The organism is Acinetobacter sp. 18QD2AZ41W, assembly GCF_009829025.1.
Classification (GTDB): Bacteria; Pseudomonadota; Gammaproteobacteria; order Pseudomonadales; family Moraxellaceae; genus Acinetobacter; species Acinetobacter pseudolwoffii.
In genome coordinates, this window is the sequence record NZ_WURP01000001.1 from 440924 (window position 1) to 467583 (window position 26660).

The 26660-nt window shown below is 43.4% G+C and carries 25 protein-coding genes, 1 tRNA gene and 1 pseudogene; 8 read left to right on the forward strand and 19 right to left on the reverse strand.

Annotation, left to right across the window (positions count from 1 at the left end; genetic code table 11):
- Positions 1 to 51: 51 nt before the first annotated feature.
- Both GVV58_RS02050 and GVV58_RS02055 read left to right on the forward strand, forming a co-directional pair.
- Complete coding sequence (locus GVV58_RS02050) at positions 52 to 453, forward strand: DUF3144 domain-containing protein (protein WP_005096603.1); 402 nt, start codon at positions 52 to 54, stop codon at positions 451 to 453.
- Between the two features lie 117 nt (positions 454 to 570).
- On the forward strand, positions 571 to 1635 hold the full coding sequence (locus tag GVV58_RS02055) for an amidohydrolase family protein (protein ID WP_159515897.1): 1065 nt from the start codon (positions 571 to 573) through the stop codon (positions 1633 to 1635).
- Positions 1636 to 2009: 374 nt separating this feature from the next.
- Here the strand turns inward: GVV58_RS02055 and GVV58_RS02060 are convergent, their stop codons facing one another.
- Complete coding sequence (locus GVV58_RS02060) at positions 2010 to 4781, reverse strand: pitrilysin family protein (protein ID WP_159515898.1); 2772 nt, start codon at positions 4779 to 4781, stop codon at positions 2010 to 2012.
- Between the two features lie 142 nt (positions 4782 to 4923).
- The gene (locus GVV58_RS02065) at positions 4924 to 5745 is read right to left on the reverse strand and encodes a PhzF family phenazine biosynthesis protein (RefSeq protein WP_100329731.1); all 822 of its coding nucleotides are present in this window, start codon (positions 5743 to 5745) and stop codon (positions 4924 to 4926) included.
- A gap of 165 nt (positions 5746 to 5910) precedes the next feature.
- Between GVV58_RS02065 and GVV58_RS15750 the strand changes: the two are divergent.
- Both GVV58_RS15750 and gloB read left to right on the forward strand, forming a co-directional pair.
- Positions 5911 to 6241 (forward strand): annotated as a pseudogene (locus GVV58_RS15750) (flavin reductase); the annotation flags it as partial.
- A gap of 115 nt (positions 6242 to 6356) precedes the next feature.
- Positions 6357 to 7091 (forward strand): hydroxyacylglutathione hydrolase, encoded by a 735-nt coding sequence (gloB, locus tag GVV58_RS02070; protein ID WP_100329732.1) that lies wholly within the window; start codon positions 6357 to 6359, stop codon positions 7089 to 7091.
- 15 nt (positions 7092 to 7106) lie between these two features.
- Here the strand turns inward: gloB and GVV58_RS02075 are convergent, their stop codons facing one another.
- Positions 7107 to 7379 (reverse strand): hypothetical protein, encoded by a 273-nt coding sequence (locus GVV58_RS02075; RefSeq protein WP_074383176.1) that lies wholly within the window; start codon positions 7377 to 7379, stop codon positions 7107 to 7109.
- Between the two features lie 437 nt (positions 7380 to 7816).
- Here GVV58_RS02075 and GVV58_RS02080 point away from each other — a divergent pair, with 437 nt between their 5' ends.
- The gene (locus GVV58_RS02080; protein ID WP_005096596.1) at positions 7817 to 8020 is read left to right on the forward strand and encodes a hypothetical protein; all 204 of its coding nucleotides are present in this window, start codon (positions 7817 to 7819) and stop codon (positions 8018 to 8020) included.
- A gap of 159 nt (positions 8021 to 8179) precedes the next feature.
- On the opposite strand, the gene GVV58_RS02085 is transcribed toward GVV58_RS02080, so the two are convergent.
- The 3 genes from GVV58_RS02085 to GVV58_RS02095 form a co-directional block, all read right to left on the reverse strand.
- Positions 8180 to 8264, reverse strand: a tRNA-Leu gene (locus GVV58_RS02085).
- A 107-nt stretch (positions 8265 to 8371) separates the two neighbouring features.
- On the reverse strand, positions 8372 to 9193 hold the full coding sequence (locus GVV58_RS02090; RefSeq protein ID WP_159515899.1) for a protein kinase: 822 nt from the start codon (positions 9191 to 9193) through the stop codon (positions 8372 to 8374).
- On the reverse strand, positions 9180 to 10691 hold the full coding sequence (locus tag GVV58_RS02095) for a DUF3336 domain-containing protein (RefSeq protein WP_005171529.1): 1512 nt from the start codon (positions 10689 to 10691) through the stop codon (positions 9180 to 9182). Before GVV58_RS02095 ends, GVV58_RS02090 begins: the two co-directional genes overlap by 14 nt.
- 188 nt (positions 10692 to 10879) lie before the next feature.
- Between GVV58_RS02095 and GVV58_RS02100 the strand changes: the two genes are divergently transcribed.
- Positions 10880 to 11752: an ATP-binding protein gene (locus GVV58_RS02100; protein WP_159515900.1), complete on the forward strand. Its 873-nt coding sequence runs from the start codon at positions 10880 to 10882 to the stop codon at positions 11750 to 11752.
- A gap of 652 nt (positions 11753 to 12404) precedes the next feature.
- On the opposite strand, the gene tsaD is transcribed toward GVV58_RS02100, so the two are convergent.
- Positions 12405 to 13421 carry a tRNA (adenosine(37)-N6)-threonylcarbamoyltransferase complex transferase subunit TsaD gene (tsaD, locus tag GVV58_RS02105; protein ID WP_005171546.1) on the reverse strand — a complete coding sequence of 339 codons (1017 nt, stop codon included), beginning with the start codon at positions 13419 to 13421 and terminating at the stop codon, positions 12405 to 12407.
- 146 nt (positions 13422 to 13567) lie between these two features.
- On the opposite strand from tsaD, the gene rpsU reads away from it, so the two are divergent.
- Together rpsU and GVV58_RS02115 are read left to right on the forward strand one after the other, a co-directional pair.
- Positions 13568 to 13783, forward strand: coding sequence for a 30S ribosomal protein S21 (gene rpsU, locus GVV58_RS02110; RefSeq protein WP_001136722.1), 216 nt, complete (start codon positions 13568 to 13570; stop codon positions 13781 to 13783).
- Positions 13784 to 13816: 33 nt separating this feature from the next.
- Entirely contained in the window at positions 13817 to 14263 is a 447-nt protein-coding gene (locus GVV58_RS02115; protein WP_004729943.1) for a GatB/YqeY domain-containing protein, read from the forward strand.
- Between the two features lie 70 nt (positions 14264 to 14333).
- Here GVV58_RS02115 and GVV58_RS02120 read toward each other — a convergent pair whose 3' ends face one another.
- The 12 genes from GVV58_RS02120 to GVV58_RS02175 form a co-directional block, all read right to left on the reverse strand.
- Positions 14334 to 14693, reverse strand: coding sequence for a hypothetical protein (locus GVV58_RS02120; protein WP_004729945.1), 360 nt, complete (start codon positions 14691 to 14693; stop codon positions 14334 to 14336).
- A gap of 109 nt (positions 14694 to 14802) precedes the next feature.
- Positions 14803 to 16242 carry a M48 family metalloprotease gene (locus tag GVV58_RS02125; protein ID WP_171502618.1) on the reverse strand — a complete coding sequence of 480 codons (1440 nt, stop codon included), beginning with the start codon at positions 16240 to 16242 and terminating at the stop codon, positions 14803 to 14805.
- Positions 16243 to 16328: 86 nt separating this feature from the next.
- A complete protein-coding gene (locus tag GVV58_RS02130) occupies positions 16329 to 17297 on the reverse strand; it encodes a D-glycerate dehydrogenase (RefSeq protein ID WP_005171555.1) in 969 nt (322 codons plus the stop codon).
- A gap of 21 nt (positions 17298 to 17318) precedes the next feature.
- A complete protein-coding gene (locus tag GVV58_RS02135) occupies positions 17319 to 17960 on the reverse strand; it encodes a hypothetical protein (RefSeq protein WP_159515901.1) in 642 nt (213 codons plus the stop codon).
- 205 nt (positions 17961 to 18165) lie between these two features.
- Entirely contained in the window at positions 18166 to 20055 is a 1890-nt protein-coding gene (locus GVV58_RS02140; RefSeq protein ID WP_159515902.1) for a M48 family metalloprotease, read from the reverse strand.
- Positions 20056 to 20145: 90 nt separating this feature from the next.
- Entirely contained in the window at positions 20146 to 21681 is a 1536-nt protein-coding gene (purF, locus tag GVV58_RS02145; protein ID WP_005096582.1) for an amidophosphoribosyltransferase, read from the reverse strand.
- Between the two features lie 24 nt (positions 21682 to 21705).
- Positions 21706 to 22287 (reverse strand): CvpA family protein, encoded by a 582-nt coding sequence (locus GVV58_RS02150; RefSeq protein ID WP_005096581.1) that lies wholly within the window; start codon positions 22285 to 22287, stop codon positions 21706 to 21708.
- Positions 22288 to 22292: 5 nt separating this feature from the next.
- A complete protein-coding gene (locus GVV58_RS02155) occupies positions 22293 to 23294 on the reverse strand; it encodes a quinone-dependent dihydroorotate dehydrogenase (protein ID WP_005096580.1) in 1002 nt (333 codons plus the stop codon).
- A 90-nt stretch (positions 23295 to 23384) separates the two neighbouring features.
- The gene (gene gspM, locus GVV58_RS02160; RefSeq protein WP_100329785.1) at positions 23385 to 23864 is read right to left on the reverse strand and encodes a type II secretion system protein GspM; all 480 of its coding nucleotides are present in this window, start codon (positions 23862 to 23864) and stop codon (positions 23385 to 23387) included.
- Entirely contained in the window at positions 23864 to 25003 is a 1140-nt protein-coding gene (gene gspL, locus GVV58_RS02165) for a type II secretion system protein GspL (protein ID WP_159515903.1), read from the reverse strand. Before gspL ends, gspM begins: the two co-directional genes overlap by 1 nt.
- Before the next feature lie 29 nt (positions 25004 to 25032).
- Positions 25033 to 25488: a phosphohistidine phosphatase SixA gene (gene sixA / locus GVV58_RS02170; RefSeq protein WP_005096577.1), complete on the reverse strand. Its 456-nt coding sequence runs from the start codon at positions 25486 to 25488 to the stop codon at positions 25033 to 25035.
- Positions 25489 to 25566: 78 nt separating this feature from the next.
- Positions 25567 to 26640 carry an NAD(P)H-dependent glycerol-3-phosphate dehydrogenase gene (locus GVV58_RS02175; protein ID WP_074382969.1) on the reverse strand — a complete coding sequence of 358 codons (1074 nt, stop codon included), beginning with the start codon at positions 26638 to 26640 and terminating at the stop codon, positions 25567 to 25569.
- Between the last annotated feature and the right edge of the window lie 20 nt (positions 26641 to 26660).

The window sequence follows — 26660 nt, forward strand, 5'->3', positions numbered from 1 at the left end:
GGCTTTGCCTATAATTAGCCATTAAGATTTTATGATGGTCAGGAAAAATTCATGGTTCAAAAGATTGAAGCAACCGATGTAACCGAAGAAGAAGCGTTAAATGCGGCATTCTTTGAACGTGCTGATGAATTTATTCAACAAGCCAACGAGTTTTGTCGCGTAGAAAAAGGCTCGCAGGAAAAACCGAGTGATAAGCGCGGTCAAGTCAGTGCAGCCATGTTATTTGGTACTGCCCGTTTCAATACCTGGGTGGCAGCGAATAACTTTAAAGATGGCAACGAAATGCGCGATGCCAAAGATCAGGTGATGTCTTATATTATGCAGCAATTCCAAATGATGCTGGAAGATAACTATGATGAATACTGTGAACAGTTCGAAAACTATTTACGTTTCCGTCACAATGAAGAGTTTCATGCCAACAAGCATAACCATGATCACAAGCACGATCATTGATTAAAATATGAAAAGCCCCGCGGGGCTTTTTTATTTGCCTTAATTTATCATCTTGACTTCGAACTGATTTTAGCCCCATATAAATTGAATAATAAATACACTAAAACAAGGCATAGCATGCAGCAACTTCCCTTCCCGATCATTGACCCACATATTCACCAATGGGATCCGTACAACACCCCACACGCGGCAGCATTTGCCGTAAAACTGTTTGGCAAATATCCTAAATTACTGGACAAAATGGTGCGGCTGCTCAAACCTAAAGATGTGATTGAGACCATTGGCCTGACCGAGCATCTGACCGCCCCTTATCTGCCTGCGAACTACAACAAAGATCTAGGGCATTATGAAGTCGAACAAATTGTGCATGTTGAAGCCAGCTGGCATGATCAGAAAGGTACAGGCGTGGTTGATGAAACCCGTTTTGTGGCCGGACTTCCTTTTGATCAGCATAATATCCAGCTCGGTGGCATTGTCGCTACGGCGGATCCGCGGCAGAAAAACTTTAAGCAATTGATTCAATTGCATCGCGAAGCTTCTCCAAAATTTCGCGGCATCCGTAAAATGGCTGCGGTACATCCAGACAAAGGGATTCATGCCTGGACCGATGAGCCGCATCTCTATCGCAATAAAGATTTCCTGAAGGGCTTTGAAGAACTGGCCCAGCAAGACTTAAGTTTTGATGCCTGGGTCTATTCGAGCCAGATTGCGAATGTGACTGCACTGGCCAAAGCCTTTCCGGACACACCCATCGTACTAGATCACCTCGGTACGCCTGCCGGCTTATTTGGCAAGGTGGGCAAAGCTACAGGCAAGACCGAACAAGATCGTGCCCAGATATTTTCAAGTTGGCAAGATCAACTGGCTGAACTGTCCGAGTGCAGAAATGTATCGACTAAAATGTCTGGCCTGTTTATGCCGGTGCTGGGTCATGATTTTCATCAGCAGAAACGGCTGGCAACTAAACAGGAATTATTGGAACGTGCAGCTCCCCTGATTCAGCATACCTTAGATTGCTTTGGTTCTGAACGCCTGATGTTTGCCTCCAACTTTCCAATGGACAGTGTCAGCAGCTCACTCGTGAATATCATTGATGCTTTTAGCGATATTGTGCAGGACTATGATGAAAACGCGTTAAAGCCAGTTTTTTATGAGAATGCCAAAGCATTTTATAAATTATAAGAAGCGTCTGGATTTTTAAAGAAAGAAGGAAAATACATATGCTCTGGAAGGAAATAATCACGAGTCCTGGGTCAGATAGGCTTTTCTATACTTGCTGAGCAATCTTTTCTAGTTTAATCGCATCATATTATTACCAACATATTATTCACTTCGCTTTTAAGAAAGATATCGCTGTTGGAGCAATATTAGTATCAGCTGGGATTTTCCTGTTTCTTTTGGCCACTTTCTGGTGGAGCTTACCCAGTGCTGTGCTATCTGGCGTTTTAAGTAGAATCCTGCTTACCAGAAAAGCAACTTAAATTAGAGCTTCTAATAACAATGAGAAGTAAAAAGTCCCCCTATTAGAGGAGGACTTTTTTTAATGTAGATCAATTCTATGATTTTTTGATTTCTTTCCCATATTGATCGGCCATCACTTCGACCAACTGATCCAGCTTGATGTATTTTTTAATCACGGCATCAATGTCGGCTTTTGTCAGTTGGGCAATCGCCTGATCACGTTTTTCACGGTAAATCAGCTTACGATCTTTTTCCAGTTGAGGAACCAACATACTGTGAATACGGCGATCATCTTCCAGTGCATTGACACGTTTTTTCAAAATGCTGGCTTTGGCCGCTTCCACTTCCTGTTCAGTTACACCACTTGTTAACAGCTCATTGAGTACCTGATGCACCGTTTGAGAAACCTGTGCAGATTTACCTGCGGTATAATTGGCACCCAGTGCCAAAGCACCTGAATCGGCCCATTCATTAAACTGAACATGGGCACTAAAACCGTAGACCAGCGCATTTTTTTCACGTAATTCCTGAGCCAAACGGGAAGACAGTTGAGAGTCACCCAGAATATGACGGAAGACTTGTAAAGCAGGTACATCTGCATGGTCTGCCCCCACCGGGAAGGTCAGCAATGCCTGATAACTACCGAACTCACGTTGTTCAGACAAGGCATGAATTTTTTGGGCTGGATAGCTTCGATATTCTGATTTCAGGCGTTCATAAGGCTGTACCGCTTTCCAGTCCGCGAAACTATTTTTCAGCATTTTCTGTATAGATTTTGGCTGAAATTCCCCAGTCACTGCAATGTGTGCATGATGCGTTTTAAAGAATTGCTGATACAAAGCGACCACTTGCTCACGAGTGGCTGCTTTAAACTGCCTGGTGGCCAGTTCAGGTTCAAAATGGAAACGAATGTCACCGGGTTGATAAACTTCAATGGTTCGCGCCATAGTCAGGCTCGACACTGTATCTGGCTCAGTATAAGGACGATCCAGACTGGATAAGGTCTGACCCTTGATCAAATCAAACTGGCTTTGCTCAAATGCAGGGTTTTTTAGTACATCAACCACATATTGGAAAAACTCTGCAAACTTCTCTTTTTTGGCACTGATCTGTATGTTCAGGCCATTACTCGATGGGCTGGCAGTCGCTGAACCGCCTACTTCGATAATTTTGTCAGCAATCTGCTGCAAGCTCTGGCTTTCCGATGAGCGCAGCATTAAATACGCGGTCAGATCCAGAATCTCGCCTTTATTCATCAGGCTTTGCGCAGTCCCAAAATCCAGAGAAATTGTGGCATACACCTTGTCATCGCGAATATTGGTTGGGAATAGCGCGTATTTAATGCCATTTTTTAACTTACCACGCTGAATCTGCTTGTCCTTGGCAGATAAATACTGCTTGGATTGCGCTACATACTGCTTCACTTCCGCCTGATAAACACTGACATCCTTTAAAGGCTCTTCTGTCTCAGCCTGTTGGTCCAGTGTTTTTTTCGGTGCTTCCGTCTGTGTCACTTCCTGCGCTTTTTTCTGATCTTCCGGTGTTGGCAGGATATTGCCAGAAATACGATATTCAGGTTTTAGAAAGCCTTTATAGACCTGATTAACCTGACTCACATTCAGGTTTTCAATCGCATTCAGATCTTTAAAATACTGGCTCCAGTCACCCGAATAAGCCACGGCATAATCACTTAAACGTGAACCTAAAGCAGTCGCGCTATTTTTAATATTATCAGCCTGATTGCGGGTCAGATTTTTAACTCGGTTTAATTCGGCCTCGGTAAATGGCTGGCTTTGCTCTACGCCTTGAATCAAACTTTGTTCCACAGTTTTTGGCTGATGATTGGGTGCATAGATCGCGCCCATAAACACCAGATTAAAGTCTTTATCTAACCAGGTGCTAGATTGCACCATGGTCGACTTTCCACTTTCCACCATGCTCTGATATAAATGCCCGCTCGGTTGCAAGGTATAGAGCGTCGGTGAAACAGCCAAAGCAGTCTTGATCTTTTCATCCGGGCCATTCAGGTAAATATTGAATTTGGCCAGATCACTGCCCTTTTGCACAGTAAATTCACGCTGTTGAATCTGCTCAGGTTTTAAAGCCGGAACTTTCACTTGCGCCGGTACACTTCGCGATTGAATCGGACTGAAATGGCTATCAATCTGCTTTAATACTTCTGCCTTATCAAACTTGCCTGAAATCACCATAAAGGCATTATTCGGTGCATACCAGCTCCGGTAAAACTGGTTCAATTCCTGCATATTGATGGATTGCAGCTCATTCAGATCACCAATCGGTAAACGGCCCAAATACTGATTGCCATAAGCCGACTTAAACACCTGATCCATGAGTACTGAAAATGGCTGATCCAGACGAATTTCGCGTTCGCGCTTTACAATATCAATTTCGGTCGGTACATATTTTTCCTGAAGAACCAGCTGATCCATACGCTCGGCTTCAAGGAAAATTACTTCACTTAGCGCCGTTTTTTCAGGACGAATGACATTGGTATATTTGGTTGAATAATAATCGGTACTGGCATTGGTCATTAAGGTATATTGATCGAGCCGACGCTGAAATTCATCACCTTTGACATTTTTAGTGCCTTTAAAAGCCAAGTGTTCCAGCAGATGCGCCAGACCACCTTTTCCTTTAGGATCATTCAGTGAACCGGTCAAATACACCGTATTCATAAAAATTTTATTTTCTTTATCATTCGGTGCCAGGATAATTCGTAAACCATTATCAAGACGATACTCCTCCACATTCTGTTCAGTTTTCACCAAAACAGGTTGTGCAAAACTCAGCGCACTACAACCCGACAACAAAATCGCCAAGCTTAAATTCTTATAACGTACCAACATTATTCATCCAGATTTTAAATGTAAATTTTTATTCGCGCTCATTTTAGAGAATGATTCTTATTCTGAATAGTCTTTTCTAAATTGAATCATTAAAATAACATGCCGCCTTGCCTGACGACATGCATATCTATGTAATCAGAGATTAAAGATAAAGTTCAGCCTGCATATATAATTTGCCATAACCCGAAATTTCAATTCGTTCCTGATCTTGCAAGGCACAATAAAGTACACCACCGCGCGCTGATGCCTGATAAGCGACCAGTTCATTTTTACCCAGTTTGTCTGCCCAAAGTGGCGCAATTCCGGTGTGAATAGACCCTGTGACCGGGTCTTCATTGATTCCGTTACTCGGTGCAAAATAACGTGAAATACAATCATATTGTGTATCTTGCGAGGTAATCGCGACATCTAAAAAGCTATTCTGAGCAGTAATCGCGGTACGCTTGCCATTTAATTGTTTTAATAATTCAAAATCAGGTGATTCATCTAGCACATCCTGTACTGACTCATATTCGACAATATAACCTTGTGCATTCAGATAAACCTGCTTAAACGGTTTGCTCAATGCCTGTCTTAAGGCTTCAGGATATTCTGTGACGGCTACTGCGCGGCGAATTGGAAAGTTCATTCTGATCTTGCCATCTGTATCCTGATCAACCACAAAGATCCCCAGATCTTTCACATGAAACTGGATCGTTTTTGCCGTACCAAATTGATTGAATAATACAAAGCTGCTGGCCAAGGTTGCATGACCACAAAAATCCACCTCCTTGGTCGGGGTAAACCAGCGAATGGCATAATTTTCTGCATCAATTATTTTCACAAAAGCTGTTTCAGACAGATTATTTTCCAAGGCGATATTTTGCATCAGGCCATCTTCGAGCCAGTCCTCCAGCACAATCACTGCAGCTGGATTTCCTTTAAACAGTTCCGTGGTAAACGCATCGACCTGGTACATTTTCATTTTCTGAAGTCCTGAATATAGTAATCTCTAGTTTAAAAGCTTTTTTGCAAGAGTGAACTTGAATATGCTAATAATCTAACTAATCTAGCCACTTAAATACATCAATATAGTGAATGATGCGGTATGACCAACCCCCATCTTCAAAGTATTCTCCTAGAAAAATCCTATCGGCTAGGTAGGCTGAGCCTGCATGATGTACCTGAAAAATTGGCACCATCTGGCCTAAGGTTATTTAAATTCTCTGGTTTTGATATTTCTCTGGGCAAGGCTGTGCTGCATAAATACTCTGCGAGCTGATTCCCGGGCCGCATAACCAGCAAATGCATGATCTGTTTATTGGCAAGCTGATTGCGGCCTATGCCGATGATCAGTCTTCCGCGACAGTCACTGGCATTATCATGTAGTGAGTGAAGAATGGAAAAGTACTCATCATGTGACTGGTGTACAATTTTATAGCATTGGCAAGGCGGTAAGCGTTGATGATTCGGACTTATGATTTTTTAAATGGGACATAAACAAAAATTATCCCGGATGAGCAGATAATATCTGCAAGCCCAGAGCATCTGAAATTATGCTACTTTATTCTCAATCTTCATTTGGTCTGATGCGCTATGATGCCTTTTAAAATTCACTGTATTGATGTCCAGAACTCGCTGCAAAATTATATCTGGTTGCTGGAACATACGGCTTCTCATCAGGTCGTAGTCATTGACCCGACCGAAGCAGGATTGGTGCAAGATTATTGTGCCGAACACGGTTTAATCTTAAGTCAAATCTGGTTAACGCACTGGCATAAAGACCATATTGGCGGTGTGCCCGGCTTAATTCAGGGACAAAATCTGCCTGTTTATGGCCCGCGTGCAGAACTCAGTAAAATTCCGTTTATCACGCATCCACTTGAGCATGAAGAACAGTTCAGCTTTCATGGGGCAGATGTTCAAGTGATCGCAGTACCAGGCCATACATTAGGCCATATCGTTTACTTCATTGATGCGATTGATGTGCTGTTCTGTGGCGATACTTTATTTGCCATGGGCTGTGGCCGGGTTTTTGAAGGTACTTATTCACAGATGTATCATTCACTGTCACGTCTGGCAGCCTTACCGCCGCGTACGCAGGTCTATTGCACGCATGAATATACCCTGTCGAATGCCCAGTTTGCCAAACACGTCGAACCGGACAATCAGGCAATTCTGGAACGCTTCGAGCATATCGAACGCTTGCGTATGTTAGGCCAGTGTACGCTGCCAAGTAGCATTGAAGATGAATTACAAACCAATCCTTTCCTGCGTGCGGATAGTGTGGAAGAGTTTCAGCGCTTGAGAACCCTGAAAGATCAGTTCTAGAGTTAAAGATCCATGTTAAAGAATCTGGTGACTTTGCGCATAAGCATCCAGTTCGTCTTGAGTGACGACACGCACTGCCTGCATTTCGTCAACACGTACCAGCAGCAAACCAGCTAAGGCCGGTTGATAACGACGTGCACTACCAAACGGCGTATAGGCTACTTTCGATTGCACTGTAAAATTCAACCAGTCCTCATGTCCCAGCATCACAGCAACCGGATCTAAGCCCTGTTGCTGCATCCATTCAATTTTCTGATTCACATTGTGTTCAATCGTCAGTTCAGTCATGGCAATCGTATTTAATTCAAGAATTACATTTTTGATAGTATAGGGCATGCATCTCAAACGATAGCTCAGAAAACCAGCAGCTGCTAATGATCCGATTAAATAATCAATGCAAGCTTAATATGCCGATGCTTCGGCATTCCCTTATTCTTACATTTTATGGCGTTGATAAAGTTCAAATTTAGATCAATAGCAAAATAAGCCTTTGAAATTAAAGTATAATTAAGTTTATTTACATGCTATAAAAACTTAATATTTAGTTACAACCTATTCAATATGATAAAAATCATTTACTTAAGTCATAAACTGCTTCTTTAGCGAGCATACGATGTTCACTAAACATTCAAATTAGATTAAATTAATTAAATATGGGAATTTGCCCTTTAAAACAAAATTTCTCACCCTTATTTAAGATAGAACAATGATGAAGGAGTGATCTCGTGAAAAAAGTGGTTAAAGCTAAAAATCTGATTGCATTTCGACTATGGTTAGAAAAATTAGGATATTCCGTACGCACCCTGGCTGATGATCGTGGTTTCAGTTTCAGTTTCAAAAAAGAATACGGTCTGGTCACCTGTGATCTGGCCGGCAATGCACTCGCGATCCAGCTGGGTGAGGAATTTGAAGATCATTTAAAAGCCTGATTCAGGTTATTTTCAATCAGAAAAATAAATAAATTATTCCACTGATTCAGCAACTCTATTCTCCAATCTTTAGTCCGTTTCGACGGACTTTTCTTTTTATCTTGATTAAATAAATTTCAGGCAATAAAAAAGCAAGGCATCAGCCTTGCTTTAATATGATGGTGGGGACGGAGAGACTCGAACTCTCACACCTCGCGGCGCTGGAACCTAAATCCAGTGCGTCTACCAATTTCGCCACGTCCCCAATGGCTGTGTATATTATAGAGATCATTTCCAGCTGACAAGCCGTTTATAAGAAAAAAACACTCGTTTGATTAAATAAGAAACAATCCCGATTTTATTGTATTTTTCTCATTCGATTTCAGTCACTAAGTAGTGTTTAACCGCTTTAAAATCTGCCAACCGATGCTGTTTTTGCTTGCCTAGCATCAGCGCTAACAACTTTTCAAAAATCTGAATTTGTTCAGGCAACTCAACTTTTAGGCGCTGACAATGTAAAAACGCCCAATCCAGATAGTCAGTTGCCTGCAAGCGCTGTCCACTCAGCCATTCATAAAAAATCACGCCCAAAGCATAAACTTCGCTCTGCAAGCTTTTGGCTTTTCCTTGGAATAATTCCGGTGCCATATAACGTGGTGTGGCATTCAGCTCATCCACTTTCTGATCCAGAGCTTGCACTTGTTCAAAATCAAGCAGACATACCCTGCCCTGAGCATCAACAAAATGCTCCCGCTTTAAATCCGCATGTAAATAGCCCAGCTGTTGCAGGCAGAGTAAAGGTTCTACCGCTTGCAGCAAATGTTGTCGAATCTGCGTTACAGAAAGTTGATCTGGCATGATCTGAAAATGTGCTGGTGCATCGACCAGAATCAAAGCCTGTTCAAATTGTTCATGTTGAATGGTGAATGGCTGTTGAATAATTTGATGGGGAAGGAAAAAGTTCAGATCACTCGAACGGCTATGCGTTTGATAAAAATTCAGCTCCTGCTGCCAGCCCAGCTCTGCATGCGGAGATGATATTGAGCTGTCAGATTTAGTCGACACTTGAGTTTTTAGCCAGAATGCGGGCTGACCCGCAGCATAATACAGGCGTCGGCCAAAACCCAGACTGCGGGTTTTGGTTCTTGGTTGAAAATCGAAAGTATCAAGATGATCTAAATTAAGTGGTTGCAATATATTCAGGCTTTGGATCAGCAGTATATTGATAATTTAGCAGTTCCAGACAATGCTGAATAGTTTTCCCCACCCGTTCCTGAGTCTCGATTAAGGAAATTTTTGGCCAAGTGGCCCGTTCGCCTTCGCGCTGCAAGATTTTAAAGAGATAGGGCCGTGGATTTTGCAGCATATAGCTATAGTGGCGCAGGCTATATTTACCGACAATATTCACATCGCCATAATAACGCTGATCGACCACCCCATAGCCGTGATCGAGTATGCGGCGTACAGGTGGCAAGCTTCCGGCATGTTCCCGGGCAAAATCCATCATTCCTTTGGTAATCACCGCACCCTGACGGCGTACAATCCGTTGTGGCCAGCTTAAGGTACCTTTGCGGAAACGTGCGACATCATCTTGCATAAATGGCACGATATGCGGATTGACCTGGCTGGCAATGGTGTAATTGATATTGTATAACCGGGCCATTTTTTCCTGCGGGAAATCACTGCGTACACTGCCATCGACCCAACGTGTTGCTCCCATATAAGGGGTATATTCACCATCATAACGCTTACTGGTCAGGCGTACTGGCGGAAACAGAATAGGGACTGCACAAGAGGCCAATACCGCACTCCAGACCAGCACATCCGGAGAAGTATAGGCATTTAAAATACGGGCATCCTGCGCCGAATCATAGGGGGCAACAGCAATATTGATATGCAGACCTGAGGTTTTGAGTGCTTCTTCAAAGGTCAGATCGCCTAAATTTTCGACCAGAAATTTTTTCAGGTATTTGACATCTGCCAGACCTCCATTGCCTTTCAGCAATTCACTCATGGTTCGGAAATGAAAAGCCTCATGAAAAAAATTATGCCCCTTCAAAAGATCGACATACTGCGAGGGTTTGGATACACCCAACATTGCCGTCATGATGGCACCTGCACTAGAACCTGACATGACCTTTGGCAATAAATCCTGCTCCATCAGAGCCTTACAAACGCCGGTATGAAACAGACCCAAGGTCGAGCCACCGGAAAACATCAAGGCTGGCTGACCATAAGCACGCTGACAGCCTTTAAAAAATTCAATTTTTTCTTCCATATTTAAGCAGCTACAGTCTGTTGAAGCGATATGTGCCAGCCCCTGACTAACCTGCTCCACATAATCTTCAATAATTCTTTTGGTGCCGACATAGGCTTCGGTGAACAATAAAGGATGGGCAATATTGGCGATATCGTAACTTAGACCTTCGCGCAGAATATACATCAGGTCGTGGGTACGTTTCTGTTGTCTATAGCGTCTTAATTTACCCAAACGATGCGCAATAACTTCTGCATCAAAATAGGGAGAACTATTGTCGAATTTCCATTCTTGCGCCCCGGATTCTTCATCTATTTTTAGCGCAATATATTTCCATTCCTCATAGGACTCAGCTTGTTGCAGCTGCTGCTTGAGTTTTTTAATACGATAGGCCTGATGTGGATTAATGTCCTGAGTAAAATCTTTAAACAGCATCTGCCTTCTTCCCTATATTGTATTTTTCATTCATCTTGCACTGCGTAGAAAATATGCACCGATCTGTTCATAACAACAATAGCGAAAATTCTCTGCTTTAAGCAAATTATCACACTTTTCAGGCTTTGACTGTGAATTTTAGGGTGATAGTATCCTAGACATAATTTTAAATCTGTAATGCTGAGATCATGGCGAAAATTGAGTTACCTGACAATATCTTGAATACCCTTTCGACTGTTCTGCTGCAACTTCAGCAAAGCCTGCCCGAGCTGAAACATGCTCCTGATTTTTCTGCACATGCCTATAAATGGCAACAGGGTGAACTCAAGCCCATTCATCAGCTTAGACAGATGGAACTGGCCGATTTAAAAGGGATTGAGCGACAAAAAGAAAAAGTCATCCAGAATACTTTGCAGTTCTTAAATGGCTTGCCTGCCAATGATGTCTTGCTGACTGGTTCGCGTGGCACCGGTAAATCCTCTATCGTTCGTGCCCTGCTGACCGAATACGCAGCGCAAGGTTTACGCCTGATTGAGATTGAACGCGATGACTTGTCAGAACTTCCGGAAATTCAAAAACTGATTGCAGACCGTCCTGAAAAGTTTATTGTCTATTGTGATGATCTGGCCTTTAATGCAGAAGATGAAAATTATCGCAGTTTAAAAAGTGTATTAGATGGTTCATTGCAATCGGGTTCGAGTAATTTTGTGATTTATGCGACCAGTAACCGCCGCCATTTACTGCCAGAATTTATGCATGAAAATACGCCTGTCACCCGGGTCGATGTTCCGCAATATACTGAGCTACATCCTCAGGAAGCAATTGAAGAGAAGATTTCGCTATCTGACCGTTTCGGCTTATGGCTGTCTTTTTATCCAATGGATCAGAATTTATATCTGGAAATTGTAGAGCATTATCTTAAAAAGGCTGAGATGGAATTGACCCCGGAAACCCGAGCCGAAGCCTTGCGCTGGTGTCAGGCACGCGGTCAACGTTCGGGACGTGCCGCGTATCAGTTTTCCAAGCACTGGATTGGGTCGCAGCAGTTAAAAATCCTATAATCCCGTACAATTTCGCTATCAATTCACAACTATTGATAGCGTCTTTTCTTATTCTTAAAACAACTAAAACGATGACAACAATGTTCAATAAAATATTTATAAGCCTATTTTCTGATTTCAACTACCGCAATCTATGCGCAAACGAATGGGTCGGTTCAAAAAGCATCCGACTGTCAATCCGATCTTTTTAATGGAAACTTTTGCTCAAAAACAAATATTGCCCAATATCGACATGCTTTAAAAACATCAAAAGCAAATTTTAATTATCAATATATTCTATTAAATGGTGGCATTAGACACTCGAACAGGTCTTGCATATCCACTCACTTATCAGTTTACTGGCTGGGACGATGATAAAGACAATATCATCAAAAAGCCTAGTTACACTTACTCATTGAAAGATTCAAAAGTATGTATCATGGGTTCACAGTACGATGGTGATGTTGGCACACATGAAACTTATAGCAATATACGTAATTGCTTCCATCTGATCAAAGAAGGCAAACACACCTCTTTCCAATCAACCTATATAAATAAAGTTCAGTATAAATATGATGTCAAAACAAAAACATGGCAGCCTGATCAACTCTGACCTCATCCGTAACTAAGCAAATAAAAAAAGAGGCCTAAGCCTCTTTCTGTCAAGCTGAATTTATACTTCCGCAGGATTGGTTAATTCCGTCATTGGCCAACGTGGTGTCGTCGTCACCGCCAAGCCATCCTGTTGCCCTGCTTTTAAACGCTGATAACCGGCAAAGGCAATCATCGCGCCATTATCAGTACAGAGTGCCGGTTCTGCATAATAAACAGTCGCTTTAATTTTGGCTAAATCTGCTTCTAAACGCTCACGTAAGCGTTTGTTGGCACTGACACCACCGGCAATCACTAAACGCTTCAAGCCCGTCTGTTTCAATGCTTTAACTGACTTTTTCACCAAGGTATCGACAATGGCTTCCTGAAAACTTGCTGCAATATCTGCATCACGGTTTTCATCACCCAGTTTTTTCATTTGTACAGATACAGCAGTTTTTAAACCGCTAAATGAGAATTCCAGCCCTTGATGGAGCATTGGACGTGGGAAAGCAAAAGCAGCAGGATTGCCTTGTTCAGCCAGTTTGGAAATGTTTGGCCCACCTGGATAGGGCAGACCCATCATTTTCGCCACTTTATCGAATGCTTCTCCGGCTGCATCATCAATCGATTCACCCAGCAATTCATACTGGCCAATGCCATAGGCTGCCATCAGTTGTGAATGCCCACCAGAGACCAACAGCGCCACAAATGGAAATTCTGGCGCTGTTTCAGACAACAATGGTGCGAGCATATGCCCCTCCATATGATGAACACCAATTGCCGGTTTGTTCAATGCAAAGGCCAAAGTTCGACCAAACAACGCACCTGTCATTAATGCGCCCATTAAACCTGGCCCACGTGTATAGGCAATGGCATCAATTTCCGATTTTTTGACGTCAGTTTGCTCCAATAATTCATTCATTAATGGAATCAGTTTACGCACATGATCACGTGACGCCAGCTCTGGAACCACACCGCCATATTCTGCATGCAGTTTAATCTGGCTATAAAGCACCTGCCCGCGTAAACCCAACTCGCTGTCATACAGCGCAAGTCCTGTTTCATCACACGACGTTTCCAAGCCTAAAACGATCATTAAACTGCCTATAACCTGTATCAATTCTATTGCAGTCACTATTATATGCTTGTGGTATGAGATGTAAATGAGTAAAATACTGACCTTCACTTGTGATCACAGGCATTCGGCCTGCGATCTTATCCATAACTTTATGAGGATTCTTCATGCCACAAGTTAAATTGAAAGAAGGCGAACCAGTAGACGTAGCTATCCGTCGTTTCAAACGTTCATGCGAAAAAGCGGGTGTTCTAGCTGACGTACGTAAGCGTGAATTCTACGAGAAACCAACTCAAGAACGTAAGCGCAAAAAAGCTGCTGCTGTTAAACGCTACCAAAAGAAATTGGCACGTGAATCAGTACGTACGACTCGCCTTTACTAAGATTAATTTGTGATTGACTGCCTGGATTAAATAATGACGACTTTAAAAGACCAAATCACGGATGTTTTGAAAGCAACAATGCGTGCAAAAGAAATGTCCAAGCTGACGGTCATACGTGGTCTACAGGCGGCAATTAAGCAAATAGAAGTCGATGAGCGCAAAGAACTTGACGACGCTCAAGTTCTTGCGGTCATTGAAAAACAAATTAAACAACGTAAAGAATCGATCAAGGCCTTTGATGGTGCTGGTCGAGAAGATTTAGCTAGTAAGGAACAAGCCGAGGTTGAGGTGTTATCTCAATTTCTACCAGAAGCTATGACTGAGGAAGAACTTGATTCCATCATTGCGCAAACGATTGCAGCGCAAGAAGCTACTAGCATGAAAGATATGGGTAAGGTGATGAATTCTCTGCGTCCGCTCATAGCCGGGCGCGCCGATCCTGCACAAGTTTCAGCTAAAATTAAAGCGAAACTTGCTTAATCCCACTTCTCTAATATTCGATCTTTAACGTTGAACTGACTTTTTATAAAAGACAGTTCTTAACGTATTCTTATTGCAAATAACAGTCAACCTGATAACGTTTCAGCAATTGCATCTCTTTTGAAGATTTCACTTCTATAATCACATCCTGTTTAGTTATCTTCTGAAACTGACGATCCAGATAAGCACGATTTTGGTCAGCCGCCTGATATAAGCGATCGGCATAACGTTGCACAATACTACAAAAATGTGAATTCTGTGCTGCGCTAAAACCTTGTTGCTGCGGATTCAAACCACCCAAGAATTGACGCGATTCCTTTTTATAGTCAGTATTAATACGCTCTACCGCATCTACATACTCAACAGCACTCGCAGCAAATACCGCATAATTCCACCCCAATAGACAGATGCCCAATAATATTTTCTTCATAGCATGCTTCAGATTTAATCGCACTGATCATTAAAAAAAGATTGTAGCCCGATTCAGTATATCCTGACCATATCATCCTGATATAAAAAGCTTAAAACCTGACTAAGGCTTAAATTTTATATTGACGTGCCTGCTGCATCTGTTTCAGGCGTTGGTTAATGGTTGCAGATAAAGATTGATTATTTTTCGCTGTACGCTGTGCATGTAATAATGACTTGATGGCAGTTTCCTCATAACCGGACCAGTATTCTACTTCTGCACGATAACGCAGCACATTGGCGGCCTTGATTGCCGATGCAGGCTCTGCATTGGTCGCCAGTTGCATCAGTCGCCAGCCGCTCACATCGCGGGAATTGGCATTCAAAAATTTTTGTACAATCTGTTTAGCTTGATCTGGTTGCTGGGCACGAATCAAGACTTCTGCATATTTATAATTGAGCGCGCGGTTTTCCGGCATGATTCGCGCTGCTGAAGCCACACTTTTCAGCGCTGCATTCAACTGGTTCTGACCTAAGTAAATATCAGTCTGAAACAAGACCAATAAAGGATGCATCTGGTTATGCTTTTTCGCCTGATCTAAAGCAGCCTGTGCGGCCTGAAAATCACTTTGCTGTATCTGGTAGGCAGCCAAAGCAAGCTGACCGGCAAAATTATTCTGCCGATTCATCAAACTGAGCTGCTCCTCACTGGTCTGGCGAGACAGCACCCTACTATACCATTTGATAATCTCAAAGTCCTGATCATTCAGCTTAGGTTTGACCGCAGGCAGCTGATTGGCACGTAAACGTGCTTCACTCATACGCTCAGTCGTCAATGGATGAGTAAACCAGAAATCCGGCAGGAAGCTTAAGCGACTGGTCGAGCGATGCATGACTTCGAAGAAGTCTGCCATACTATGCGGGTTATAGCCGGAACGATACATGTATTGCATGCCAATTCGGTCTGCTTCACGCTCCTGATTACGACTATAAGTCAGCTGTTTATCCATCAACGCGGCTTGCGAACCCATCATCACCGCAGCACCCGCATCACCATCCGCCTGAGAGGCCACCAACGCCCCGACCAGAATTCCGGCCAATGCCAGCAAACCCTGCCCTTTAAAAGCATCTTGAGAGCGACTGTAATGACGTTGTGTGACATGTGCAATTTCATGCGCCATCACCCCCGCCACTTCATCCATATTTCGGGCTGAATTGATTAAACCAGCATTAAGAGCAAACAGCCCTCCCGGCACAGCAAAAGCATTAATTTGTGGATCATTAATCACCAGTAAACCAATGGGCTGTTGTAACTGAGTCTGACTGAGAATATGAGAAAATACCGACAGCAGCTGGTCTTCCAGCCATGGATTCTGCATGACTGGCATTTGCTTATGCACTTCGCGATAGACTTTTTCACCGATCATTCTTTCTTTTTGCTGATCGAGTAAACCCACGCCTGTACCAATATCAGGCACAGAAAAGTGTGCAGTCGCTTGATTAAAATCATGGCTAGAGCTATGCCCCACCATGCACATCGTTAAGCCACACGCCAACGCCAATCGTTTCAATGAAAAATCTCTAAATCTATTGTTCTAAGCTGCCTTGAATATAGCATTGAAAAATGGGCATATACGCAAGAAAATGTTATTTAATATTATTGAAACTCAGGATTAACCACATAGCGTGGCACTCGCCCTTCTAAAGCATCCACCAGATTCTGATAGGCCAATTCGGCCATTTTTTTACGGGTGGCAGCCGTCGCAGAACCCACGTGTGGCAATGTAACCACATTGTCCAACTGAAATAATTCAGATTCTTTTAAAGGCTCTTTCTGATAGACATCGAGACCGGCAGCAAAAATTTGCTTGGCTTTTAAAGCGTCAATTAAAGCCTGCTCATCAATGACTGAGCCACGTGAAATATTCACCAATACCGCATGTGGTTGCATTTTTGCCAACTCAGCCGCTGTAATCAGCGCTTTGGAATCAGCATTTAAGTCAACCGCAATAACGACAAAGTCGGAACGCTGTAATAGTTCATCTAAGTCAGAATACTGTGCATTCAGGCCTTGGGCCAATTCTGGTTTTTCACGGCGGTTATGGTACAAAATATTCATATTGAAACCATAAAAACCACGACGTGCAACTGCAGCTCCAATATGACCCAGACCGATAATACCTAAAGTTTTTCCAAAAATATCCAGACCAAATTGTGCTTCACCAACAGTACGCTGCCATTGTCCTTGTTTGGTCCAGTGATCCAGATAGGCCACTTTACGTGCCGCAGACATCAGCAATGTAAAAGCCAGATCTGCCGTGGTTTCAGTCAGTACATGCGGGGTATGGCTGAGATAGATATTTTTTTCATTTAAATAATCAAGTTCATAGTTGTCATAACCGACACTGACACTGGAAATGACTTTAAGCCGGGTGGCAGTCGCCAGATTGTTACGATTCAGCAATCGACCTGCTCCAATCATGCCATCGGCATCCTGAACCTGCTGCAAAAGCTGCTGGTTCACATCGCCTAACTTGGGTTGTATATAGGCGACATCATAAGTTTGTTCAAGTTTATTTTGAATATCAGCATCGATCTGACTAAATACAACCACTTTTTGTTTCATATTTTTTATTCCAAACTCATATTATTTCAAGCTGGCAGACCTATTTTGCATAAACTGCCATAAACGTTTTTTCAAAACTGGCTGATCCAGCATTTCCTGTAAAGAAGCCAACTGGATTATTTTACTATTTGAAATATAAGGTACAGTTCCCAAGAAAATAATATTTTTCTCGGCACTCATCCCATCGAGAAAACCCTGAATATAAGAGTCCACACCGCGCCCATCCTGAACATTGGCCCAAGGAAATGGCCAGTTCAGCTCACAAAACTCGCTGACCACTGCACGCTGGATATTCGTCCATAAATTCTGGGTTTCTTCAGTCATTGCAGTCGCATCAATCACAATACTGCAATAGGCCAGACTTAAAATCTGCAAACTAAATGGCGGAATTTGTATGATTTCACGCTGTTCCTGAACCAGTACTGGCGTGGGCACTGATACCACGGGCATGACTTCAGCTTCGGGTTGAATAACCGGCTCAGGAATTGATAGATCTGTAAATACCTCGGGCTGCTTGGACTGAGGCAAGACAATGTCACTGTGAAATTCTGGTGCGGCCTGATCACGCCAGATCGAGACCTGATGTGGCTGACATGCGCTGTCCCTAGGAATCCAGAGATCAATTCCTAATGTTGCCAGTATGTCACGCTGATGCCCTATCATCTTTTCATCATCACCAATTTCAGGCTGAACATTTTAGCCGGATTGCCTCTACTTTGCCGAACTTTTTCCGCTTTTCTTTTTTATCCTGATGGATTCTAATACAAAGTCGATCTGCCTGCTAAAAACTGTACTTTTAATACGCAATTAAATCACTGCCTCTGTTATAACAGATGCAGTTTCAAACTGTGAATTGTTATCTTCTTTTTTACATAATGGTTAAACTGTTTTTCTTCAACATTTGTTGAATAATCTGCTCTGCCTCAAAACCCAAGCGCCAATAAAGCAGTTCCATCACATCCAGTTCGTCCTGAGTCACAATACGGTCGCTCCACAAACAGGCTTCTGCGATCCCCAAAATCCCGAGACGTTCACGCAGTAAAAGCCCCGAAATATCATTCAGAATTTCCGCCAGATCAATCGGCTCATCAGAAATTTCATTGTATAAGTCCAATTCTCGAGCCGACAAAATCCGGTTTAAAATGCGTTCGCGAACCTCAAGCTGGTTTCCGCTATTAATCTGCTGCACATGCAACAAGGCATCAATCAGACGCACAATCTGGGGCTTAACTTCATCCAAAGCTGTTGGAATATGTGCGGGCAATAGATTCAGTTCATATTTGACACATTCCAGCAATAAGGCATCGAGCAAGCCAATTTCACCATCTTCCTGAATAATTCGTGCCAGTTTCATCAAAAACTGACGTGCAACTGTGGTGGGCATCCCGCCAATATTCTTACAAGCTTGCTGGAAAATCGAAATATGCACCCGTCCATCCAGATTCAGCAGTGAATCTACAATGGCGCGGCTCACCTCAGCCTCAGTCGGAATAAATTCACGATATTGACGAATCATCAAAATGGCAACCATGACTTCACGCGAGCCGGTCGCCGTCTGCAATGCACGTTCAAGCAACTCCGGACGCGGCATACTCAGCCGCAGCTCTGGATTCAGTGGCTTGATCGCATCTTTAATTGCAAAGCTGATTGGAGATAGACGCAACAACGGCAGAGGCTGTGGCGAACTCCAGCTCATCGCAGTCTCGGGCACCACTTCTTCCAGAGAACGAAATAAACTGAATAAAGGCTGATTCTTGAGTTTCTTCAAGTTCTCGAGCTGCAAATCCTGAATCAGGGCAGGATTTAATTCATAGATGCGCTGATTGATGTTCGGGTGAATGTTCAACCAGTTTTGCGGACTCAAGGAATTGGCAAAACACATATGGGAAATGGATTCGGCATATTCACTATAGATTTGCGAACCGGAATGATGCACATGAATTCTGAGTAAAGTCTGGATATTGGCATCATTTTGAATCAGGCGGCGAGTTTTCTGGTCATTCTTAAAAGTGCGTCCACCCAGTGAAATATATTTAATAAAGCGTGTGATCAATACCCCCAAACTGCCAATCAGCCAGATTACTGCGCCAATTGCGACATAAAAGGTTTCAAACTTATTTTCACGTCGAATACCAGTTCGATAGAAACCAGATTTGGCAATTTTGCTGCCCCACTGGCTAAAGGTGGTTAAACTGCTATACAAAATTTTTAAGCGGGTATTTTCCGCAGTTTCACCCGACAGAATTTTATTAAATTCGTGACTGAGTAAACCATACAGCTCGACTTTATCCAGAGTTTGTACCGCACCCCAAGTCAGAATAATCGCGGTATCTCGCGGGCTAAAACCCGCCGTCAGCGTATTAACTCCAACTTCATCGGGCAGTACATACACCGCCGGAGGTTCAATTAAAAAGGTATCGGCCAGCTGCTGGGTAATTTGCAGTGCCGCACTTTCCTCAGGAATACTTTCCATCGGGCTGAGACGGCGCGCACCCATCTGTTTTGCCAGCGAATAACCGCCATTCCGGAAAAGATAAAATTCATAGATGACCGAGATCAGCATCACACATAACAGCAACGCAATCAGATAAGGACTGAGCATATGCCAGAAAATAGACTGGGTAGAATCAACATAAAAAACGAATAGACCAACAACGGTATTGATAATAAAAATAGTTAACAGCACAGCAATCAAGCAGAAGCTTACAGGCAATACGATATTCTTGTTTTTTATAAAATCATATCCTACGTTGCGCAATGTAGAACCCTAGTTAAGATTATTTTCAATGGGTTCATCATAAAACAAAAAAGCGGGAAATTCCCGCTTTTTCATGATGATTTTAAGCGCTTAGACTTCACGTACGCCAGTTAAATCCACAGAAGCTGCATCGATATTCACATCGATGTAATTCCCTTCTTTCATGGCACTGTCACTACGTTTTTGCTGTAGATCATCCAGATACTGCGCATCAATACCACCCGCGACATAAACGCCGTCAAATACCGAACAGTCAAAATCTTTCAGATCTGGCACTTTGGTGGTTCGAACTGCATCTTTTAAATCTTCCAGATCCTGGAACACCAAACGGTCTGCACCAATAATTTCACGAATTTCTTCAACGCTACGATCTGAGGCAATTAGCTCTGATTTTGCCGGCATATCGATACCGTACACGTTTGGATATTTCACCATCGGTGCTGCGGAAGCAAAGAAGACTTTTTTCGCACCAGAATCACGTGCCATCTGGATAATTTCATTACAGGTCGTACCACGCACAATCGAGTCATCGACCAATAGTACGTTTTTACCCTTAAATTCAAGCTCAACCGGGTTCAGTTTTTGACGTACCGATTTTTTACGTAGTTGCTGACCTGGCATAATAAAAGTACGACCGATATAACGGTTTTTCATGAAACCTTCACGGAATTTCACACCCAGCATATTGGCAAGTTCCAATGCAGAAGTACGTGAAGTATCCGGAATCGGAATCACCACATCGATATCATGCTCTTCACCCCACTCGCGCAGAATTTTTTGCGCCAGCTTCTCACCCATTTTCAGACGTGCTTTATACACCGAGATTCCATCAATAATGGCATCCGGACGGGCAAAATACACATATTCAAAAATACATGGACGATATTCAGGATTGCTCGCACATTGCTTGGTAAAGAAATTACCTTGTAAATCGATAAATACCGCTTCACCTGGCTGAATATCACGCTCAACTTTGAAGCCCAGCGCAGTAATCGCAACCGATTCAGAAGCTATGATATATTCCATGCCCTGTTCAGTTTCACGTGAACCGTAAATCAGTGGACGGATACCATTCGGATCACGGAAGCCCACCAGACCTTGTCCGGTAATCATTGCTACCACACCATAAGCGCCTTTACAACGCTCATGCACACGTGTTACCGCATGGAAAATATCTTCCGAAGTCGGCACCAATTTGCCATGTTTTTGCAATTCATGCGCTAGCACGTTTAGCAGCACTTCTGAATCAGAATCCGTGTTCATATGACGCAAGTCAGTTTTGAACAGGTCATCGTGAATTTCTTCGGCATTGGTCAAATTACCGTTATGCGCCAAGGTAATTCCATACGGCGAGTTCACATAAAATGGCTGTGCTTCTGCACTGCTCGATGAACCGGCTGTTGGATAACGCACATGACCAATCCCGTAATTTCCTTTCAAGGCACGCATATGACGGGTATGAAATACATCACGCACCATCCCATTGTCTTTACGAAGGAACAGACGCCCTTCATCACATGTCACGATCCCAGCTGCATCTTGTCCACGATGTTGTAACATCGTTAATGCATCAAACAACATTTGGTTAACGGGTGATTTACCAGCTATACCAACTACTCCACACATAGCAACCTCGCAGACAAGCTAGGATTAATAAAAAGGATTATTTGTAGACTCATCTGCAGCTCCAGATTTGGACGATGTTTCAGATGATACAGCTGAAGGTTTCGATGTCCCTTCAGGCTTGATATGTTGTAGTGCGCCATTCGCGGCGTCTTTCGACATTTGAGTCGCCCAAGGCGCATAAGGCAATAAGGCTTGAATAAACTTGGACTGTTTCCAGTGCGGTGAGCTTTCTACCCATGGGCCAATGCCTTGCATGGTAATCAGTACAATCAGCAAGCCTTTCAGGCTACCAAAGACACCACCTGCCAGACGGTTAAGCGGACCCAGTTTAAGACTCTTTAAAATACGGTTTAAAAGCGCAGTGACGATCCAGGTCAGAACCACAATTAACAGGACGATAAAGGCGAAGGCTGCTATCTTTTGTACGACTGGATCTGTACTCAGAGCAACCATAGACGGCGCAAGTAGCGTTGAATATTTTGCCGCAACAATCAGGGCAAAGATCCATCCCACTAAGTTCGCAAAGGCTTTAATAAATCCTTGACGCAAACCGTTGAGCCCTCCAATGAGCAAGATAATCAGCAGAAAGATATCAATGGCATTCATAGGATTTAAAGTGCGTCTACACAATCTTTTACAAGTTCAGGTCCAGTATAGATGAGGCCACTATAAACTTGTACAAGGCTGGCACCTGCCTGTTTCTTGGCAACAGCATCTGCGCCTGAAAGAATACCACCCACACCAATCAAGGGAATTTGTCCTTTTAACACCTGAGCAAATGCAGCCAGACATGCGGTACTTTTCTCAAAGACTGGCGCGCCAGATAGACCACCTGCCTCCTCTGCATGCGCCAGACCTTCCACCCCTTCACGTGACAGTGTGGTATTGGTCACGATCAGACCATCAATCTTGAATTGCAGTAACTGCTTGGCAATAAAGGCAATATCGGTTTCGTCCAGATCAGGCGCTACTTTAAGGACCAAAGGTACATAATGCTGGTATTCCTGCGCCAATTCAAGCTGACGGTTTTTCAATGTTTCAAGCAGTTCGGTCAGTGCATCACCACTTTGTAAACTGCGCAGATTTTTGGTATTGGGAGAAGAAATATTGACGGTAATGTAAGACGCATAATTATAGACTTTTTCTAAACAGATAAGGTAATCATCTACTGCTTTTTCTACCGGAGTATCAGCGTTTTTACCGATATTGATGCCGAGAATGCCTTTAAATTTGGCAGCTTTGACATTTTCCACCAGCTGATCTACACCCTCATTATTAAAACCCATACGGTTAATAATGGCTTTGGCCTGTGGCAAACGGAATAACCGCGGATGGGGGTTGCCTGCTTGCGGTCGCGGGGTAATGGTACCAATTTCAATAAAACCAAAACCTTGACCAGCAAGGGCATCAATATAAGCACCATTTTTGTCTAAACCTGCCGCAAGCCCTACTGGATTGGGAAATTCGATTCCCATACAAGTCACAGGTTTCGCAGCAACATTTTGACGCATCAAGCCCATTTTATGGGATGATTTTAATAGTGATAGTGTCAGCTCATGTGCACGCTCTGGTGCTAAAGAAAACAACAAAGGGCGGGCTAGAGAATACAACATATCTAGAAAAGTCTACTGCTTTTTAAGTCGGCATATTATAGGCATAGGCTGACAAAAAAACCATGCTTTGCAAATCTTTATTTTTACCGTTTATTGCACGGTCGCGGTTAATTTAATCTGTCCTGCTTCATTATTTAGTTCCATTTTCTCAACACTTAGACCCATTTGTGCCAGTTGAGTCAGGAAGTTTGCCAAAACTGCATAATTTTCATGCATGACCGCCAATTGAATTTTTCCATCTATTTGCTGGGATGCAACCGAAAGACCTTGTTGCTGTGCCACCCGCTGTACTTTCTCTGCGGCATCCAGCTGCATGTCTCCAGCAGGTTTTATGGTGACTGCATTACTTTGCATCCAGACAATGGTATCTTTCAGCTGATTTAAACGTTTCTGCTGGGTGTCTGCTGCCTGATGCATATACCAGAGTGCTGAACTGACCGCAGCCACAACTACAAAAATAGTGGTAAAAATCACCAATACCCGTTCACGTGCCGAGAGACTGTCCAGATAATCACTCATTTTTTCAAAAGACTGATCCATGCGATTTTGTAGCGCTTCGATGGCTTTCATTATTGCACCCTCACCAGCCCAATGGCACCTGTTCCGCTGGCCTGAATATTCCCCAGCTCCACTTTAAAGCCTTGCTGACTCAATTGCTTGGTCAATGCATTTAGCATATCTGATGAATTGGCTTTAAGCTCCATACTCAACACAGACGCATCATAATTGATCCGTTGTGCCACAATCTGGTTCTGCATCAAGACTGGTCCAATCCGACTAATCAGCTGTAATGCCTGTGTATCGGCGATCTGGCTTTGACGCAACTGCCCTTCAAACTGGCTTTTGATATTCTGCTCAGTGACCGGATAATTTTGCCCAAACCAGTACTTGAACTGATCAACGGCCTGTGCAGCGGTCTGATTTGCCACTTTTTTATATTGATACCAGCGCACCGCATCATAACTAAACTGTAAAACTAATATGCCCAGAAATACAGCTGCACATGCTTTCCAGTAACCGGAAATGGCACCTTCAGATTTAGCTTTGGGCAATACATTAAACGCATGTTGTTTGGGTTTTTTCAATACAGGAAGGACATACTGAAAAGATTCTAACTGCTCCTGTGTGACCAGTGCTTCTAGGCTACTTAACTGATCCTGATTCAGATTACTAACTTTATAATGCAAATCTTTGGGCTGATAATCCAGATACAGACTCAGATCATCCAGCGACTGGCCGATATATTCTGCCTCTCGTACCAACAAGCGCCCACCAATTTGGGTAATCACCCGCTGATTGGCTTCAGGAACTGGCAGTACCAAAAAGTCTGGCAGCAAAGCCGCCAGCTTGACGGGAATCAGGTTGAGAGAATACTGCAAGGTCTCGAGGGTCGAATTCGCAATCCCCATAATACTGACCTGATCAGGCTGCTGAAAATGATGCAGCACTTTCATGGCATCGACGGGCAGCACCACATATTCTTCAAGCAGATACTTGATGCCCTCATTGCCCATTTTTTTATATTGGCTCTTGGGCAAAGTCTGCTGCAAAATTTGCACATGACGGCTCGGGAAAAACACTACTGCTTCTTCGCCATGATGAGCCTGGATCTCCTGAATCAACTGCTCAAGTGTTTCCGCAGTATTCCAGAATTCCCCAGTTGACCATTGCCAAACCCCATTGGCCTCAGGCATCCATAAATACAACATCGATTGTGTACTACCGTTTTAATTGGTTTTTATAATGTAGGAATAAAACTTTTAACTGTTGTCGACAAACCCGCGGCAATGACTGGCTGCGCATAGATACGTGCTTCTGCCAATGCATAGGGATGAAAAGACTCCGCCAGCAAAATAGAAGAAATGTGCGCCACCACATTCATATGACACACCACGGCAATCGATTCATAAGGCAGTTGCGACAACCATTCAACCGCGACCTTGGCATCATCATCGGGTTTAATCGCATTACAGATCACCACCGGCACATCTTGAAAATACTGCTGCAGATGGGCCAGGGTTTCCTGCGCACGCAATAAGGGACTGACCACAAATACTTCAGGTTTAATCATATTTTTTAAGAACTGTGCAGTTTGCTCAGCCTGCTGATGACCACGCTCCGTCAATGGACGCTTGCTATCATTGCCATTGACTGGTGGAGCAGCCTCACCATGTCGCACTAAAGTCAGTTGCATTGGGTTTCCTTATTTTCTTTTGCCTGCATGATAACTGGCCAATATGACAATTCACATACAGTCCCTTTGTGTTATAGATCAGACTTGATGATGTGGCAAGACAAATTCCACATCACTGCGATGACCGTTTTTCATCAATGACAATGCAATGCTGAGTGGTGGTGCACCTTCAAAAATCACATCATACAAGGCAGAAGTAATTGGCATATAGACATCCAGTTCTTCGGAACGCGCCTTGACCTGTACGATGGTATTGATCCCTTCTGCAGTTTGACCCAGTTCAGTAGTAGCCTGCTCCAAAGTCTTGCCTTTGCCCAAGGCAAAACCAACCTGATAATTACGACTCAGCGGACTGCTACAAGTCGCAAATAAATCACCCACACCGGAAAGCCCGAGGAAAGTCAGCGGATTCGCGCCCAATTTTACCGCAAAACGGCTCATTTCGGCCAGTGCACGGGTCAGGATCATACTCTTGGTATTTTCACCCACGTTATACGCGGCTGCCATCCCCATCGCGACGGCATAGATATTTTTCAAGGCACCACCGAGTTCTACACCATGTACATCATCACTGGCAAAAACACGGAACAAGGCACTATGTAAGGCTTGCTGTACGGCATAACGTACCAGCTCAGATTCGCTGGCAATCACGGTTCCTGCCGGCTGACCTGCCACAATTTCCTTGGCGAGATTCGGCCCGGACAACACTCCATAAGGCACTTCTGGCAATACTTCCCGAATAATATCACTCATGAAGCTAAAAGTTTTGGCTTCAATCCCTTTGGTGAGTGAAATCACGGCTTGTGAGGTGATAAAAGGCTTGATTTGTTGCAGGACATCCCGAAAAGAATGACTTGGAATCGCGACTAAAATAATATCACGATCACGCACAGCCAGTTCCAGATCCGACACAGCCAGTAAGTTTTCTTCCAGCTGGAAATCGGGCAAATAACGTTTATTGATATGCGTGGCATTGATATCTGCCGCAACAGCTTCATCACGAATCCAGATCATGGTATTACAACCATTACGCACTGCGGTATTGGCCATTGCGGTACCAAAACTGCCCCCACCCAACACCGTGACTCTTAAAGCGGTCTTATGATCGACTGCAACCGGCTCGACCAGTGCTGAAAAATTTAATTCTGACATGTTATTTTTTAATACCCTGT